15 protein-coding genes and 1 pseudogene are annotated in these 14380 nt (G+C 67.1%); 9 read left to right on the plus strand and 7 right to left on the minus strand.

Features of this window, described 5'->3' with window-relative positions:
• Positions 1–44: 44 nt before the first annotated feature.
• The 4 genes from AC5Y3Z_RS10480 (at position 45) to AC5Y3Z_RS10495 (ending at position 3011) form a co-directional block, all read left to right on the plus strand.
• Positions 45–653: a TetR/AcrR family transcriptional regulator gene (locus tag AC5Y3Z_RS10480; RefSeq protein ID WP_473138773.1), complete on the plus strand. Its 609-nt coding sequence runs from the start codon at positions 45–47 to the stop codon at positions 651–653.
• Between the two features lie 29 nt (positions 654–682).
• Positions 683–1894, plus strand: coding sequence for an acyl-CoA dehydrogenase family protein (locus AC5Y3Z_RS10485; RefSeq protein ID WP_473138772.1), 1212 nt, complete (start codon positions 683–685; stop codon positions 1892–1894).
• Between the two features lie 73 nt (positions 1895–1967).
• Complete coding sequence (locus AC5Y3Z_RS10490) at positions 1968–2396, plus strand: hypothetical protein (protein WP_463826390.1); 429 nt, start codon at positions 1968–1970, stop codon at positions 2394–2396.
• Between the two features lie 60 nt (positions 2397–2456).
• Positions 2457–3011 carry a DUF998 domain-containing protein gene (locus AC5Y3Z_RS10495; RefSeq protein WP_473138771.1) on the plus strand — a complete coding sequence of 185 codons (555 nt, stop codon included), beginning with the start codon at positions 2457–2459 and terminating at the stop codon, positions 3009–3011.
• Here AC5Y3Z_RS10495 and AC5Y3Z_RS10500 read toward each other — a convergent pair.
• Positions 3005–3754, minus strand: coding sequence for an acyl-CoA thioesterase domain-containing protein (locus AC5Y3Z_RS10500; protein ID WP_473138937.1), 750 nt, complete (start codon positions 3752–3754; stop codon positions 3005–3007). The two genes, AC5Y3Z_RS10495 and AC5Y3Z_RS10500, sit on opposite strands and share 7 nt — an antisense overlap.
• 125 nt (positions 3755–3879) lie before the next feature.
• Positions 3880–4374 carry a UCP032817 domain-containing protein gene (locus tag AC5Y3Z_RS10505; protein ID WP_463826388.1) on the minus strand — a complete coding sequence of 165 codons (495 nt, stop codon included), beginning with the start codon at positions 4372–4374 and terminating at the stop codon, positions 3880–3882.
• 58 nt (positions 4375–4432) lie between these two features.
• Here AC5Y3Z_RS10505 and AC5Y3Z_RS10510 point away from each other — a divergent pair, with 58 nt between their 5' ends.
• Positions 4433–4642, plus strand: coding sequence for a hypothetical protein (locus AC5Y3Z_RS10510; protein ID WP_473138770.1), 210 nt, complete (start codon positions 4433–4435; stop codon positions 4640–4642).
• Here the strand turns inward: AC5Y3Z_RS10510 and AC5Y3Z_RS10515 are convergent, their stop codons facing one another.
• Entirely contained in the window at positions 4643–5359 is a 717-nt protein-coding gene (locus AC5Y3Z_RS10515; RefSeq protein ID WP_473138769.1) for an NUDIX hydrolase, read from the minus strand.
• A 201-nt stretch (positions 5360–5560) separates the two neighbouring features.
• On the opposite strand from AC5Y3Z_RS10515, the gene AC5Y3Z_RS10520 reads away from it, so the two are divergent.
• Genes AC5Y3Z_RS10520 through AC5Y3Z_RS10530 form a run of 3 tightly spaced genes read left to right on the plus strand, consistent with a single transcriptional unit; the run spans position 5561 to position 8710 of the window.
• Complete coding sequence (locus tag AC5Y3Z_RS10520; RefSeq protein ID WP_473138768.1) at positions 5561–5977, plus strand: DUF5313 domain-containing protein; 417 nt, start codon at positions 5561–5563, stop codon at positions 5975–5977.
• A 17-nt stretch (positions 5978–5994) separates the two neighbouring features.
• A complete protein-coding gene (locus AC5Y3Z_RS10525) occupies positions 5995–6483 on the plus strand; it encodes a MarR family winged helix-turn-helix transcriptional regulator (RefSeq protein ID WP_463826384.1) in 489 nt (162 codons plus the stop codon).
• A 43-nt stretch (positions 6484–6526) separates the two neighbouring features.
• On the plus strand, positions 6527–8710 hold the full coding sequence (locus AC5Y3Z_RS10530; protein ID WP_473138767.1) for a molybdopterin-containing oxidoreductase family protein: 2184 nt from the start codon (positions 6527–6529) through the stop codon (positions 8708–8710).
• 8 nt (positions 8711–8718) lie between these two features.
• Here AC5Y3Z_RS10530 and AC5Y3Z_RS10535 read toward each other — a convergent pair whose 3' ends face one another.
• Both AC5Y3Z_RS10535 and AC5Y3Z_RS10540 read right to left on the minus strand, forming a co-directional pair.
• On the minus strand, positions 8719–9981 hold the full coding sequence (locus AC5Y3Z_RS10535) for an alpha/beta hydrolase-fold protein (protein WP_473138766.1): 1263 nt from the start codon (positions 9979–9981) through the stop codon (positions 8719–8721).
• A 71-nt stretch (positions 9982–10052) separates the two neighbouring features.
• Positions 10053–10868 (minus strand): hypothetical protein, encoded by an 816-nt coding sequence (locus AC5Y3Z_RS10540; RefSeq protein ID WP_473138765.1) that lies wholly within the window; start codon positions 10866–10868, stop codon positions 10053–10055.
• Between the two features lie 75 nt (positions 10869–10943).
• Here AC5Y3Z_RS10540 and AC5Y3Z_RS10545 point away from each other — a divergent pair, with 75 nt between their 5' ends.
• Positions 10944–12170, plus strand: coding sequence for a L,D-transpeptidase (locus AC5Y3Z_RS10545; RefSeq protein WP_463826380.1), 1227 nt, complete (start codon positions 10944–10946; stop codon positions 12168–12170).
• Positions 12171–12185: 15 nt separating this feature from the next.
• On the opposite strand, the pseudogene AC5Y3Z_RS10550 reads toward AC5Y3Z_RS10545, so the two are convergent.
• Both AC5Y3Z_RS10550 and AC5Y3Z_RS10555 read right to left on the minus strand, forming a co-directional pair.
• Positions 12186–13418, minus strand: a pseudogene (locus AC5Y3Z_RS10550) (DNA polymerase); the annotation flags it as partial.
• A 2-nt stretch (positions 13419–13420) separates the two neighbouring features.
• Positions 13421–14380: a dipeptidase gene (locus AC5Y3Z_RS10555; protein ID WP_473138764.1), complete on the minus strand. Its 960-nt coding sequence runs from the start codon at positions 14378–14380 to the stop codon at positions 13421–13423.

Genomic DNA, 14380 nt, shown 5'->3' on the forward strand with positions numbered 1-14380 from the left:
AGGCAGTTTGGCGGCGATCGGGGTGAGTGAGTACTCTCTCACCTATGGTCGCCTCGGGACGCGATCGGCTGTTGGCCGAAGCGTTGAAGCTGTTCGCCGCCAAGGGTTACGCGGCGACCTCGGTGGCCGATATTCAGCGGGCGTCCGGTCTGGCGCCGGGATCGGGCGCGCTCTACAAGCACTTCGGTTCCAAACGCGAGCTGTTGGAGGCCGCTGTCGCGCACCGCATCGACAGCATTGTCGCCGCCCGCGAACAGTACGACGCCAAAGAGCCGCACAGCGTCGAACATGCGGTACGCACCGCGGGGCAGTTGATCTGGAGCAGCTTCAAGCAGAGCGAGGACCTGCTGCAGGTCATGCTGCGCGAGCCCGACGAGCTCGGCGACCTGGACGAGAAGACCTGGCAGGTCATCACCGACAACGCCTATCAGCGCTTCGCCGACGAGCTCGCCGCGTCCAACCGTAGCGGTCGCACGCAGATCCCCGACCCGGATGCCGCGGCGGCGGTGGCGATCGGCTCGTTGTCCTACGCCGCGACGCTGCAGGCTCTCACCGGTCGGCTGCCCGGCAACATCGACGAAGAGCGTTACTTCGAGGCGTGGGTGAACCAGACACGCGCCGTGCTAGCCCAGTACCGAACCCCAAAAAATTAGTAATAACAACATATTTCAGGAGTGGATCCGTGACATTTTCCATGCAGCTCAGCGACGACGTGATCGAGGTGCGCGACTGGGTGCACAAGTTCGCCGCCGACGTCATCCGGCCGGCCGCGGCCGAATGGGACGAACGCGAGGAAACCCCGTGGCCGGTGATCCAGGAAGCCGCCAAGGTCGGCCTGTACTCCCCTGACTTCTTCGCCCAGCAGGCGGCCGAAGAGACCGGCCTGGGCATGTTGACGGCCTTCGAGGAGATGTTCTGGGGCGACGCCGGCATCGCGCTGTCCATCATGGGCACCGGTCTGGCCGCAGCGGCGTTGGCGGGCAACGGAACTCCCGAACAGCTGGGTCAATGGCTACCGGCGATGTTCGGTACCGCCGAGGAACCCAAACTGGGCGCGTTCTGCTCGTCCGAACCCGACGCGGGATCCGACGTCGGTGGCATCCGGACCCGGGCACGCTACGACGAGGCGGCCGGTGAGTGGGTGCTCAACGGCACCAAGACCTGGGCCACCAACGGCGGAATCGCCAACGTGCACATTGTGGTGGCGTCGGTCTATCCCGAGCTGGGCACCCGCGGCCAGGCCAGCTTCATCATCGGACCGGACACCAAAGGTCTCTCGCAGGGTCAGAAGTTCAAGAAGCAGGGCATCCGCGCGTCCCACACCGCCGAGGTGGTGCTGGACAACGTCCGGTTGCCCGAGGACGCGATCCTCGGCGGTCGGGAGAAGTTCGAGGCGCGCGTCGCCCGGGTCAAGTCCGGGGCTTCCGCGCGTGGCCAGGCGGCGATGAAGACGTTCGAACGTACCCGGCCGACCGTCGGGGCGATGGCGGTCGGCGTGGCCCGGGCCGCTTACGAGTACGCGCTCGACTACGCCTGCCAGCGTGAACAATTCGGCCGCAAGATCGGCGAGTTCCAGGCCGTGGCGTTCAAGCTGGCCGACATGAAGAGCCGGATCGACGCGGCGCGGCTGCTGGTGTGGCGGGCCGGCTGGATGGCGCGCAACAACCAGAACTTCGAAGCGGCGGAGGGTTCGATGGCCAAGCTGGTGGCGAGCGAAACCGCCGTCTACGTCACCGACGAAGCCATCCAGATCCTCGGTGGTAACGGTTACACCCGCGATTACCCCGTGGAGCGGATGCACCGAGACGCCAAGATCTTCACCATCTTCGAGGGCACCAGCGAGATCCAACGGCTGGTGATCTCGCGCGCCCTGACCGGACTGGCCATCCGCTGACGCCGGGCCGACACGGCGTGCGTGAGCGGCTCGCAGCTTCAGCTTCGGTGGCGCGGCTGACATGATGTCACCCATGGCGACTGCGTTGGATTCGGTGCTTGCCGCCGACAGTGAATCGACCGCTGGTTCGATCGCGGTCCGTGGCAGCATCGCAGTTGCCGGATCGACCGCGATCGCAGGCAGCGTCGCCGTTGCCGGATCGACGACGGCGGCGGCCAGCGTCGCAGTCGCCGGGTCGGTCGCGACGGCGGGCGGCATCGCGGTCGCCGGATCGGCCGGAACGGCCGGCGGAGTCGGGGTGATCACCAGCCTGCTCACGGTGATCTGTATCGGCGTTCGGGAATGCGTGGCATGCCTGGCATGTATCGCCTGCGCCCGGTGCGTCGGTTGCATCGCGTGTGTCCGATGCACCGATTGCGTCGGTTGCATCGGCTGTGTGAACTGTTCTGGGCTGCGAAATGTGGTCGGCGCCAGGAATATTCACCTGCCGGTTGCGGCGTGACACGTCCCGCGAATCGGTAGCCCGGGTTTGATCGCGAGGTGTGGAGCCGTCCTCTGGATCGTGGGCCCGGTTGGGTACCTGCTCCTCGAAGCGGTCGCGGCGGCAGCCTTCCGCGATTACAGCTATGCGAACAACTACATCAGCGACCTCGGACTGACCGGCCCGCGAACGCGGCTGATGCAGCTGGCCTTCTGCATGCAGGGCACTTCCTTCCTGTTCGGCGCCCTACTCATCACCGGATCTGCGCGCAGCGGTAGGCACCGGCTGTTCCTCGGCCTGGCCGTCGCGAACGCACTCGGCAACTGCCTGGTCGGCACCGTGCACCGGGGTGGGCTGCACGTCGTCGGCGCCGTGCTGGCCATCCTGGGCGGCAATGCCGCCGTGCTGGTCGGTCGGGCGGTGGTCAGCTCGTCCGCGTGGTACCGCCAGACCGCCAAAGCAATTGCGGCAGTGGGATTTGTAAGCTTCGGCGGGTTTGCTGCCGGGACGTTCGGCGTCGACCTGGGCCCGAAGGGGATATGGGAGCGCGGCAGCGTGTACACGATCCTGCTGTGGCAGCTGCTCACCGCGTTCCTGGTGCTACGCGGGCACCGCGCGGCCACCCCGGATCATTGACCCGGTTGTTGATTGGTCGGGCGGAAGCCGGACTGCGCCACCGCAACCGAGACACCGTTGCCGATCGGCCCCCGGTGATCGACGAGGACGGCCGATCCGGTCGCCACGCCGTCGTCGCTGTAATGCGTCATGGCGGCCAGGCCGAGCTGGGGACCGTCGGGCAGCCGGCTCAGCGTGAGCGTGTAGTCGACGTTGATGAACTGCAAACCCTTGCTGCCCCAGTTCGCGATCGACGCGGTGATGTCACCGGCCATCGCGGCGCGGGTGAAGGGCGTCAGCTCCTCCCCGCCGATCAGCGGACGGGTCTCCTGCAACCAGGTGTACTTCGGCCCCTGCCGGTCTGCCCAGTCGGGATCGGGATTCTGCAGTTCACCGCCCCACCCGTAGGTCCTGATGAAAAGCGACTCGACACCTTCCTGATCGACCGGCAGGGGCGGCAACTGCACCGGGGGTGACCACACCTGTCCGTCGGGCTGGTCCCCCCGCCGCACGAACAGGGCGCTCGCGTGTGCGACCACATGGCCGTCCTGGACGAGTGCGGTCTCGACAAGTCGCAGCCGCCGCCGGTCCTGCTGGATGCGGGTGCGCACCTCGAGCGGCTTCGGCGCCGTCGGCCGGGGCAGGTCGACTGTCAGGCGGGCGGGCTGGAACTGCGGATCGCCGCTCGCGCGCTCGGCCGCCCAGCCCAGCAGGCCGCCGACGACGTGGCCACTGAGCGATGGCCCCCAGCCACCCCGAGCCATAGTCGTTGGCACATAATGGTTTTCGTCGCGGACGAAATACGGCAGCGGATCCGCCGGGTCGCCGGCCGGGGAATTGCGGTGCACATCGTGTTTCTACAGCAATGGGCCGGCGGCGTTGCGCCGGGTTACGACAACCGCGCCAGCGCGGTCCTGATCTCGGCGACGCGGGCCGCATCGATACCCCAGGGTCGCTCGACGCCGACCTGCTCGTCGAGATCCCAGAGCACGCACTGTTCGTCCGGTTCAGCGACCAACTGCCAGGCGATCACCGTTCTGCGAAGCTGCTCGTCGGCCGATTCGCTGGCGGCCCGGTTACCCGGCAGCGCACCGCCGTCCGGGTGGTGGTGCAGGAACCGACCGTATGCCGCGTCGCAGAAGACGGCATACCGCGCGGTGCACAAGATCAGACCGTGCCACGCCTCGTCCACCGCATGCGACGGCATTCCGATCACCTGCTTGTCCCGTAGCGCGGGCGCACAACACCGAAGCCACTGCCGCAGACCGGTCTCGACGAGCGTTCGCGGTTGCCATGGACACGTCTTGAACACGGCCGGGGGCAGTTCCAGTGCCGCCACCGCACGGTGGGCGCGGTCGTGTCGATCCAGCCGTCGGCGTAGCACGAAATCACTGTAAACGGCGTCCGCGAACGTCCGCAGTCCTTGGGATTAACGTGGGTGCATGACCGTGACTGAACTGAGCATCATGACGGGCGTGATGGGGTTGTTCATCGCGGGCTGGCTTCAGAGCCGGCGTGGCCGGGGCCGCGGCGACTTCGGCGACGGCGACATCTGGTCGTCTGGACTGGGATCCCACGGCGGCACGGACGGCGGGGGTGGCTGCGGCGGCGGGTCGAGCGGGTGCGGCGGCGGGTGCGGCGGCGGCGATTAGCTATTTCCAGGCGAACAACGGTTGCTCGAGTTCATCCACCGGATCGTGCCGGCCTTCCAGACACCACCACCGAAGCTGCAAAAGCACGGCGCCGGTGGGAGCGTGGATCAGATCGTTGCCCAGCGGAATCTGGACGACCGGACGCGGGCTTTCCGGGATGGTGATGAAGCGGGGCGAATCGTCGCGTTGCAATTGGTGCAAGCCCACCCGGTAGACGGCCACCACCTCGTCGGGGGCCGGACGCAGATCGCCTCGGCCGCCGCCCCAGATCACCACCGGGGTGATCACGTACCCCGACCGGGTCGGGTAGTCGTCCAACATCCCCAGCACCGCCGACGGCGGCAACCGGACGCCGACCTCCTCGTCGAGTTCCCGCAACGCCGCGTCGATCACGGTCTCACCCGGATCCAGCCGGCCACCCGGCAATGCCCACTGCGCAGCATGGGAGGACAGCCGAGAGGTCCTGCGGCACAACAGAAAAGCCGCGCCGCCGGCCACGTCGACCATATGTCCGTCCAGGTCGCCCGGCATCGGCCGGTCGGCGATCCAGTCGTCCACCGGCGCCGGATCCACCCTGTCCTCGCCGACTTCGGAGTCGACGAGAACGACCGCCACCGCCGCGTGCCTCTTGGTGGGGTCGGTCACCGCACGCCGGTCGCACTCGGCCAGGCGAGCCCTAATCTGATCCCGCAGCGCGTCGTCGTAGGTGATAGTCACCGCTTGACCATAGGCGGCGGGACGGACTCCGACGCGGCACACGGGTACGTCGACCGACTCCCCAAGGACCACCGGTACCTGCGTGACGTCTACTGAGGGTGTGACCGAGCGAACATAGTTAGTGCCCTAACTAATCAGTACGATGGACACAGACGGCATCGGTCGCGGTGCCCGATCAATGCATCCCGATCAGGAGCGAACATGGCCTCCGCTCGCCCGAACCTGTGGCAGTACATCACCTATTCGTACGGGCGACGCCTGCCCGCCGCGATGCAGGAGTGGGTCGCCAATGACCTCGCGGGCCCGGGCGCGATCCGCCGCCACATGGTCCGGCTCTCGATCCCGCCGCTGCTGGTCCTGGCACCATTCTGGCTGTTGCCGGCGTCGGTGTACGTGCACACCGAGATGACCTTGCCGATCTACCTCTGGACCCTGGTGATGGCGTTTGCCCTGAACAAGGTGTGGCGCCGGCACCGGTTGGCCCAGCACGGTCTGGACCCCAATCTCGTCGACGTGCTCAACCGGGAAAAGAACGCGCGCCTGCACGAGGACTACGCACGCCGCTACGGGCCGCGCCCGCAATCGGCCGAGTGGCAGGCGAACAGCAGCCCGTTCTGAGCCGAGGAGGCAGCGCGATGGCCCGCGAACCGGCCACTGTCGCGGAGGTCGATCCGCTGTCCCTGGAGAGCCAGGTGTGTTTCGCGCTGGCCGTCACCAACCGCGCCGTGCTGGCCGTATATCGGCCCTTGCTGGAACCGCTCGGCCTGACCCATCCGCAGTATCTGGTCATGCTGGCGCTGTGGGACACCAGCAAAAAAGAGCGAAAACCGCTGTCGGTCAAAGATATTGCCACGCTGCTGCAGATGGATTCCGCCACCCTGTCGCCGATGCTCAAACGTCTGGCTGCACAGGGCCTGATCACGCGCACCCGCAGCACCACCGACGAGCGAACCACCCATGTCGAGTTGACCCCGAAGGGTCGCGACCTGCGCCGGGCGGCGTTGCAGGTACCCCCGGCCGTAGTGGAACGCCTCGGCGTGCAGCTTTCCGAACTCGATCAGCTACGTGAGCTGCTGACCGGGATCAATACCGCCGCGCGGGCTACCGCCCCGCTCGACCCGTAGCGGTCGGCCAAAATACTGTAAGGCATACAGTACGATTCCTGGGATGGCTGGCCGTGTCGTCCACACACCCACCTTCTGCCGCATCTGTGAGCCGTTGTGCGGCATGGTGGCCACCGTCGAGGACGGCAAGCTGGTCGCGCTGCGTCCCGACAAGGATCATCCGCTGTCCGCCGGTTTCGCCTGCCAGAAAGGCATCGCGTTCACCGAAGTAGTCAACGACCCCGACCGCATTCAGACACCCTTGCGCCGCACCGCTGACGGCTTCGAGCCCGTCTCGTGGGACGAGGCGCTCGACGACATCGCGGTCCGGGTTGCCGCGATCCACCGCAAGCACGGCTCGGGAGCGTTCGGCTGGTACCTGGGCAACCCGGCGGCGTTCAGTTACTCCCACCTGTTCGGGGCGATGTCGTTCATCAAGGGCATCGGCCGGCACAGCCACTTCTTCACGTCGTCTTCACAGGACACAAGCAGTCGGCTCATCGCCAGTCAATTGCTGTACGGATCGCCGATGTCGGTGCCGATCCCGGACCTGATGCGCACCGACCTGCTCGTCATGATGGGCGCCAATCCGGTTGTCTCCCATGGCAGCTTCCTGACGGCGCCGCGGATCAAGGACCGCATGCACGACATCGTCAAGCGCGGTGGTCGTGTGATCGTGGTCGACCCGCGCCGCTCTGAAACCGCCGCGCAGTTCGAATGGCTGGGCATCACGCCGGATGCCGACGCCTACCTGTTGCTGTCGCTGCTGCAGGTGCTGTTCGCCGAGGGCCTGGCCCACGATGTCGGCGCGCATGCCGACGGAGTGCGCTGGCTGGAAAAGCAGTGTGCGCCTTTCACTCCCGAACGCACCGAACGCCACACCGGGGTCGAGCCGGCAGTGGTGCGCTCGCTGGCCAGAACCTTATCTGACACCCCGCGCGCCGCGGTGTACGGGCGGCTGGGCACGTGTGTGGGCAGACACGGCACCCTGACCACCTATCTGATCGATGCGGTCAATCTGATCGCGGGCAACCTGGACCGCCCAGGCGGCAGCGTCTTCAGCACCTTGGGTATGCCCGGACAGAAGTGGGGACTGAAGTTGATGGGGTGGTCGTTGCGGCGCACCTACCGGCGCAACCGAACCCGCATCGGTGGCTTCGGCGCCGCCATCGGTGCCGAACCCGCGGCGCTGATGGCCAAGGAGATCACCACCGTCGGCGATCGGCAGATCAAGGCGCTGTTCGTCGGGGCCGGCAACCCGGTGCTTTCGGTCCCCAACGGCGACGAACTGGAACAGGCCGTCTCCCAATTGGACCTGATGGTCGGGCTGGACCTGTACGTCAACGAGACGACCGCCCACTGCGACTACGTGCTGCCCGTCACCACGATGTACGAACGCGATGACTTCGCAGTCACCTTCCAGACGTTCCAGGCCACCCCGTTTCGTCAGGTCACCGAAGCAGTGGTGGAGCCGGTGGGTCAGGCGCGCACGGAATGGGACATCATCACCGAGTTGATTGCGCGGACCACGGCTCGGACGCCCGCCTTCGTCGCCCTGACGGGTCTGCGTCGCGTGTCGGTCTCGAGGGGCAGACGGCTGCAACCGCGACCTCTGGTCGACCTGATGATCCGATTGTCCGAGGGTGGCGACCTGTTCGGAATGCGGCGCCACGGGCTGACTTTCGCCCGGTTGGCCGGGAAGCACCCGCACGGTGTAGTGCTGAGTCCACATCTGCGCACCGGCGTGCTGAACGAGGTGGTGGCCTACCTCAACGGTCGAATCCGGCTGCAGCACAATGACATCTACGCCGAGATCAGTGCGCTGACCCGGCGCCGCAGTCCGGATGACTACCCGCTGCGGTTGATCGGTATGCGTGAGCCGCGGTCGGAGAATTCGTGGTTGCACAACTCGCCATTGCTGATGCGCGGCAACCGCTCTCACCACGCGGTGATGCACGCCGACGACGCCGCGCAACGCCACATCGCCGCCGGCGACACCGTGATGGTCCGTTCGCCGTTCGGGCAGATCAGGATTGCGGTGACCCTGACCACCGACCTGGTCCGCGGCACCATCGCCGTGCCCCACGGGTGGGGCCACAAAGGCACCGGGAGATGGCAATTGGCCAACCGGGCCGGCGGTGCGAACGTGAACCAACTGACATCGAGCCACCCCGATGACCTCGAGGCGCTGGCCGGCATGTCCTGGTTGACCGGTGTGCCGGTCGAGGTCGACGCCGTCGCGAGGTGAGCTGGTCGTCACCCCCGCGGGTCCGGGGTGCCCAACTGCTCGGCGAGCCAGGGCAGGGTCAACGCGAAGGCAGTGGCGGCCGACGGCCAGTCATGTCTGCCGGGCAGCGCGACCACCTGGCACGAAATGCCCTGCTCCGTACCGACTTTGCACAGGTGCTCGGCGGCGTCCTGGCCCACCCCTCTGCGGTGATCGGTTGAGCCGGGAACCGCGAAGAGACCGGACAGGTCGGCATAACCACCGTGGCGGTTCATTGCCGTGGCCGGGTCGAACCGCCGGTATGCGTCGATGTCGCCGTCGAAAAGCCGGTCGATAGTCTGCGCAGGGGTCCCGGCGTTCGGACCGCTGTCGCCGCCGATGTCGACGAAAGCGCTGAAGATCTCCGGGTGTGTCACCGCGAGTCCGACCGCGCAGGTGCCGCCCGAGGAGAATCCGACGATGCCCCATCTGGTCTCGGCACCGAGGGCGAACAAGTCGCCGATCTCCGGGACCACCTCTGCGGTCAGGTGATCCGCGGAGTTGCCGCGTGACCCGTTGACGCATTCGGTGTCGACGGTGAATCCGCCGGTGGCGTCGGCGAATACGGCCACGGGCGCCTGACCGCCATGTGCTGCCGCGAGACTGTCCAGCGCGGCGGTGGCCCTGCCGACGCGAACCCAGTCCGCCGGCGTGTTGAACTCACCGCCGATCATCATGATGGCGGGCAGGGGCCTGCCCGAGAACCATGCCGGCGGCAGGTACACCCACTCGCGCCGGTGAGCGAAACCCGACTTGCCCGTGCTCGTGGTCACCGCCACCACCGCACCGTGTCGTGGGGTGACATGATCGCGCCGCATCGCTCGCGCGGTGTCCAAATCGAGCTCATTCGGCAATGGCCGGTTGGCCAATTGGCTCCATGCGGCATGCACGGTGGGGTAGTAACCCAGCCACCCGTTGATCGTCAGACCGATGCTGAGCAGACAGAACGACGCCGCGAACACCGACGCGTTGCGCCGCCACCCCCCGGCGCTCGCCCAGCCGGCCACAGCGACGGCGATGGCCAGGCCGGCCAGTGACACCCACAACCACAGCTGCCACGGCGCCGGCTCGCTGGCCAGCCCGAGCGTGCCGTAGTACCAGTGCACCGCCACCCCGGTGCTGACGCCCACCAGCACCGTCAGGGCGAACCAGCGCGTGCGCCACCGGCGCCCGACGGCATAGAGCAGCGCAGCGACGGTCACCACCTGCACCGCCGCTGGGATCGGTCCATGCATCAGCGAGCCGTGCCACACGGTTGTTCCTTCGATCAACAGCCTGGGAGTTTTACCCGAAGCTGCGCCCGGGAAACCCGCGGCGCCAGCACTTACTTCTGCTGCCTCAGCTGGGCCCTGGCTTCCTGCAGCGCGTTCGCGGCGTCACGGCCGTCCCGGCGCGCCTTTTCGTACCTGCTTCCGGCGCTGGCCAGGGCACGCTCGGCCTTGCTGAGGTCTGCGGCGGCCTGGTCCCGACGGGTCCGGGCGGCGTCTCGTTCGGCACGCCGGGCGGAAAGCACGCTGTCGGCCTGCGCGGCCGTCCGTTCCGCGGCGGCTACCGCTGCCGTCAACTTTTCGCGCCGGGCGGCCTCGACTTTTTGGTCGCGCTGCGACGTCTTGGCCGGCCGGGACGGTTTGTCCGCCGGCGCGGTCCGTTGGGTGGCCGCTGACACCGCCGCGCTGTCGCCGAAGTCGCCGAAGCCCGACCAACGTTCCGCCTTGACCAGGCGCCCGAGCCGCGCCCGCACGTCGGGGTCGGCGATCGCAGCTTGCAGGGTGCCCGCAACGTCGTCGCGCACCGCCGCCGACGGGTTTCTCACCTCGGCGGCATCGAATGCGGCGTCGGTGAGTTCGGTGACCAGGTGGTGTTGGCGGGCCGAAAGCTCCCGGATCTGCACGCCGTCCAGCGCGGCGTGCGCAGTGCGCAGACTCTCACCCAGCTCGGCCAGGCTGGCCCGTGCCTGACGACGCCCGAGCACCAATCGATTGACGATCCACGCCGCTGTGGTGGGTTTGCGGGCCGCTGAAATCCGTTTGGCCGCATCGGTATCGCCGCGTTGTTTGGCCGCCGCGGATAGCTTCCTCCGCTCGGCAGTGAACTGATCCGGCGGAATCCAGTACAGGGCATCGAGCTCGTCGTCGGCCATGACGTCATAGTCTCTCGCGGTGGGGTGAGCTATCCAACGGTTTGAAGCCACCGTCGGCGGCTACGTAGTTCGGTGATGAAAGCCAACAATCTCGCCCACCGACGGCGCCACATCGTGCTGGCCGTGCTCGTCGTCCTCGGGCTGCTCGGCGCCGCGGCGTGCCACTCGCCCGGCGGCGCATCCACTGCGACCGGTCCGGCGCGGGTGACAGTCACGCCGAGTCCGGACGCACGTGATGTCCAGCCGACGGCCCCGGTGCAGGTCAAAGCTGACACCGGGACCCTGGTCGAGGTGCGTATGGTCAACGACGCCGGCAAACCGATCGACGGCGTCCTGACACCGGACAGCACGGTGTGGAAACCGACCGGTCCGCTGGGCTACGCCCACACCTACACCCTCGACGTCACCAGCCGCGGAACCAATGGGGTTGAGAGTAAGCAGGTTTCGTCGTTCGCCACGGTGCGCCCGTCCAACCAGACCAAGGTGTCGTTCACCATGACGTCGGAGGCGGCGTTGCGCGAAGGCGGCACCTATGGAGTCGGAACGGTGGTCGTCGCGCACTTCGACGAGCAGATCACCGATCGGGCCGCCGCCGAACGCCAACTGGTTGTCACCACCGATCCCGCCGTGCCGGGATCCTGGTATTGGGTCGACGCCCACAACGCGCACTGGCGCCCGGAGCATTACTACGCGCCGGGCACCACCGTGACCGCCGAAGCCAGGATTTACGGTATTGCGCTGGGCGGCGGCATGTTCGGGCAAGAGGACAGCCGAGTGTCCTTTCGCATCGGCGATGCGCACGTCTCCATCGCCGACGACGCGACCAAGCTCATCAGCGTCTTCGACAACGGGAAACTGGTCCGGACCATGCCCACCTCCATGGGTATGGGCGGCACCGAGACCGTCGGCGGACGGACCTTGACCTTCTGGACACCGCCGGGTGTCTACACCGTGCTCGACCGGGGAAACCCGGTGGTGATGGATTCGTCGACCTTCGGGTTGCCGAAGAATTCCCGGCTCGGTTACCGCGAGATCATCAACTACGCCACCCGAATCAGCATCGACGGCATTTATCTGCATCAGCTCGATTCGACGGTATGGGCCCAGGGCCATACCGATACCTCGCACGGCTGCTTGAATCTCAACGGCGAGAACGCCAAATGGTTTTACGACTTCTCCGTGCCGGGTGACGTCGTCGAGGTGCACAACACCGGCGGTGCGGCGCTGAAGATCGAGCAGAACGGCGATTGGACGCTCAGCTGGGAGGAGTGGCGCAAAGGTAGCGCGCTGCCGCGCTCCTAGCCCGTTCGGGGCCGTTCACCGGATGTGCACGTGCACGTCCAGCGGCTCCGGCAACTCGTAGGCGCCCAGCATCTGTTCACGGACGTATCCGGCCAGCGTGTCGCGTTCGCCGTCGGCCACCTCGAAGAGCAGATCGTCGCCGATCTGCAACACCATTCGCGACGTCAGCCGGGCAGCAGTGAGCACCTGGTCAATGCCGATCATCGCCAGCTTGAGGATCTCGGCCGCGCTGCCCTCCACAGCCATGGCGACCGCGTCCCGCTCCGCCGCGCGGCGCAGCCGGTTGTTTCCGCTGTCCAGGTCGGGCAGGTAGCGCCGGCGTCCCAGCAGGGTGGACGCATATCCCACGCGCCGGGCGTCTGCGACGAGTTCGCGTTCGCCACCTCCGCCGCTGAGGTACGCCGACAGCCGCGTCTCGAGCTGACTGTAGCTCGCGGTCATCACCTGGTAGCCGTCAGCCGCCACCACCGCAGCGCGCAACTGCGCACCGATCGCATCGTCGTGCAGATTCGGTTTCGACGACGACAGCCGGCCGGTGACGGTGCCGGTCTGCTGCAGGGTGGCGTGGGTGCGTCCGTCCGGCGCATGCGATTTCAGCAGGTCGGTACCGGCGAGCAGGGCGTGGTCCAGCGCGATGCCCGTCGACTCCAGCCGTGCCAGCACCCGGGCCACCGGTAGCTCCACCCGGCCCAGTAGTGACGACGCGTCGATACGGGCCAGTTCCTCGTCCAGCACGTCGGCGAGGTCGAGGACCGCGCAGGTCCGCAGCATCAGCGCCTGGATCGCGGACTGGTCCTCGGCAGCTGAAAGTAATTGCCAGTCAATAGCTTCCGCCGGCAGTGCGCACCGCATATGGCACACCAGCAAGTCGTTGAGATCCAACCGCCGCTGCTCGGGACGCGCTAGATGAGCCGCCAACAATGTATCCGAGGTCACCCCGCGCAGTGTCCAGCCGCAACCGGCCAGCGCATGCAACGTCGACTTCATGTCGTGCACCGCCTTGGGTGGGCCCGGGTCGGCCAGCCACGACGCCAGCGCCGCCTCGTCGTCCGGGTTCAGCGCGGCAATGTCGATATGCCGGCCGTCGCCGTCGGCCGCCACCACCGCCAGGGCGGTCGCGGGGCCGGCAGCACCGTTTGCGCCGACGACGGCCAGGCCGAACCGATTGCCCAGGCTGTGCTCAGCCAGCCACGGGGCGAGTTCACCGGCACGCAGTGCCCGCCCGCGAACGTCGAAACCACTCGGCACGTTCACTCCCCGGTCCAGGTCTGTTCGGCGACCCGGTAGAAGTTGCCGCCCAGCACGGCAGCGATGTCGGCGTCGGGCCAGCCGCGATCGCTCAGATGCTGACCGAGGGTGAGCAGGGTTTCCGGCGGCATCCACTGGATCGGTCCCCAGCGGGTGTAGCTGTCGTCGAAAAGGGCTGGATTGCGCCGTATTTCGTCGACGAAGTCGTCGTGGTCGAACGAGAAGTCGCTGCTGACACCGACGTGATCGACGCCGATCAGATCGACGGCGTATTCGAGATGGCGGGTCATGGCTTCCAGCGTTGGAGTGTTGGGCCCCAGGAAAATTCCCACGCCGGTGATGCCGACGACACCTCCGGTGACGGCGCAGGCACGGGCCTGTTCATCGGTGATGTTGCGGGGATGGTCCCACACCGCGCGCAGGCACGAATGGCTGTACACCACCGGCCGGGTGGAAACCTCGCACATGTCCAGACCGGTACGGCTGCTGCAGTGTGATCCGTCGGCCACGATGCCGACGCGGTTCATTTCGGCGACGATGTCGGCGCCCCACCGGGTCAGGCCGGTGTCGTCGGCGTCCAGACATCCGCTGCCTGCCCGGTTGGCGTGGTTGTAGGTCGGCAACAGCGTGCGGAGCCCCAGTTCGGCGAGGGTGGCCAGGTTGCTCAAGTCGTCGTCCAACGGCGCGGAGTCTTCCAGGTCGAACACCACGGCAATCTGGCCGGACCCGGTGATCGCGGCGACATCGTCAGTGCCCGTGGCCAATTGCAGCTCCGGGTGGTCCCGGACCGCGGCTCGAAAGTGCTTCAGCAGCGCCATGGTGTCGGCGAAGGACTGCGGTGAATAGCCCACATTGACCGACAAAAGGGCCCCGCTCTCCCGCCGATAGCGGGTCAGCGGCTCAATGTCGGCGGTGAGTAGCAGGGGCAGACATGTGTGTTGATCCCACAGCACGGTCGCCAT

The organism is Mycobacterium sp. NGS61, assembly GCF_059812325.1.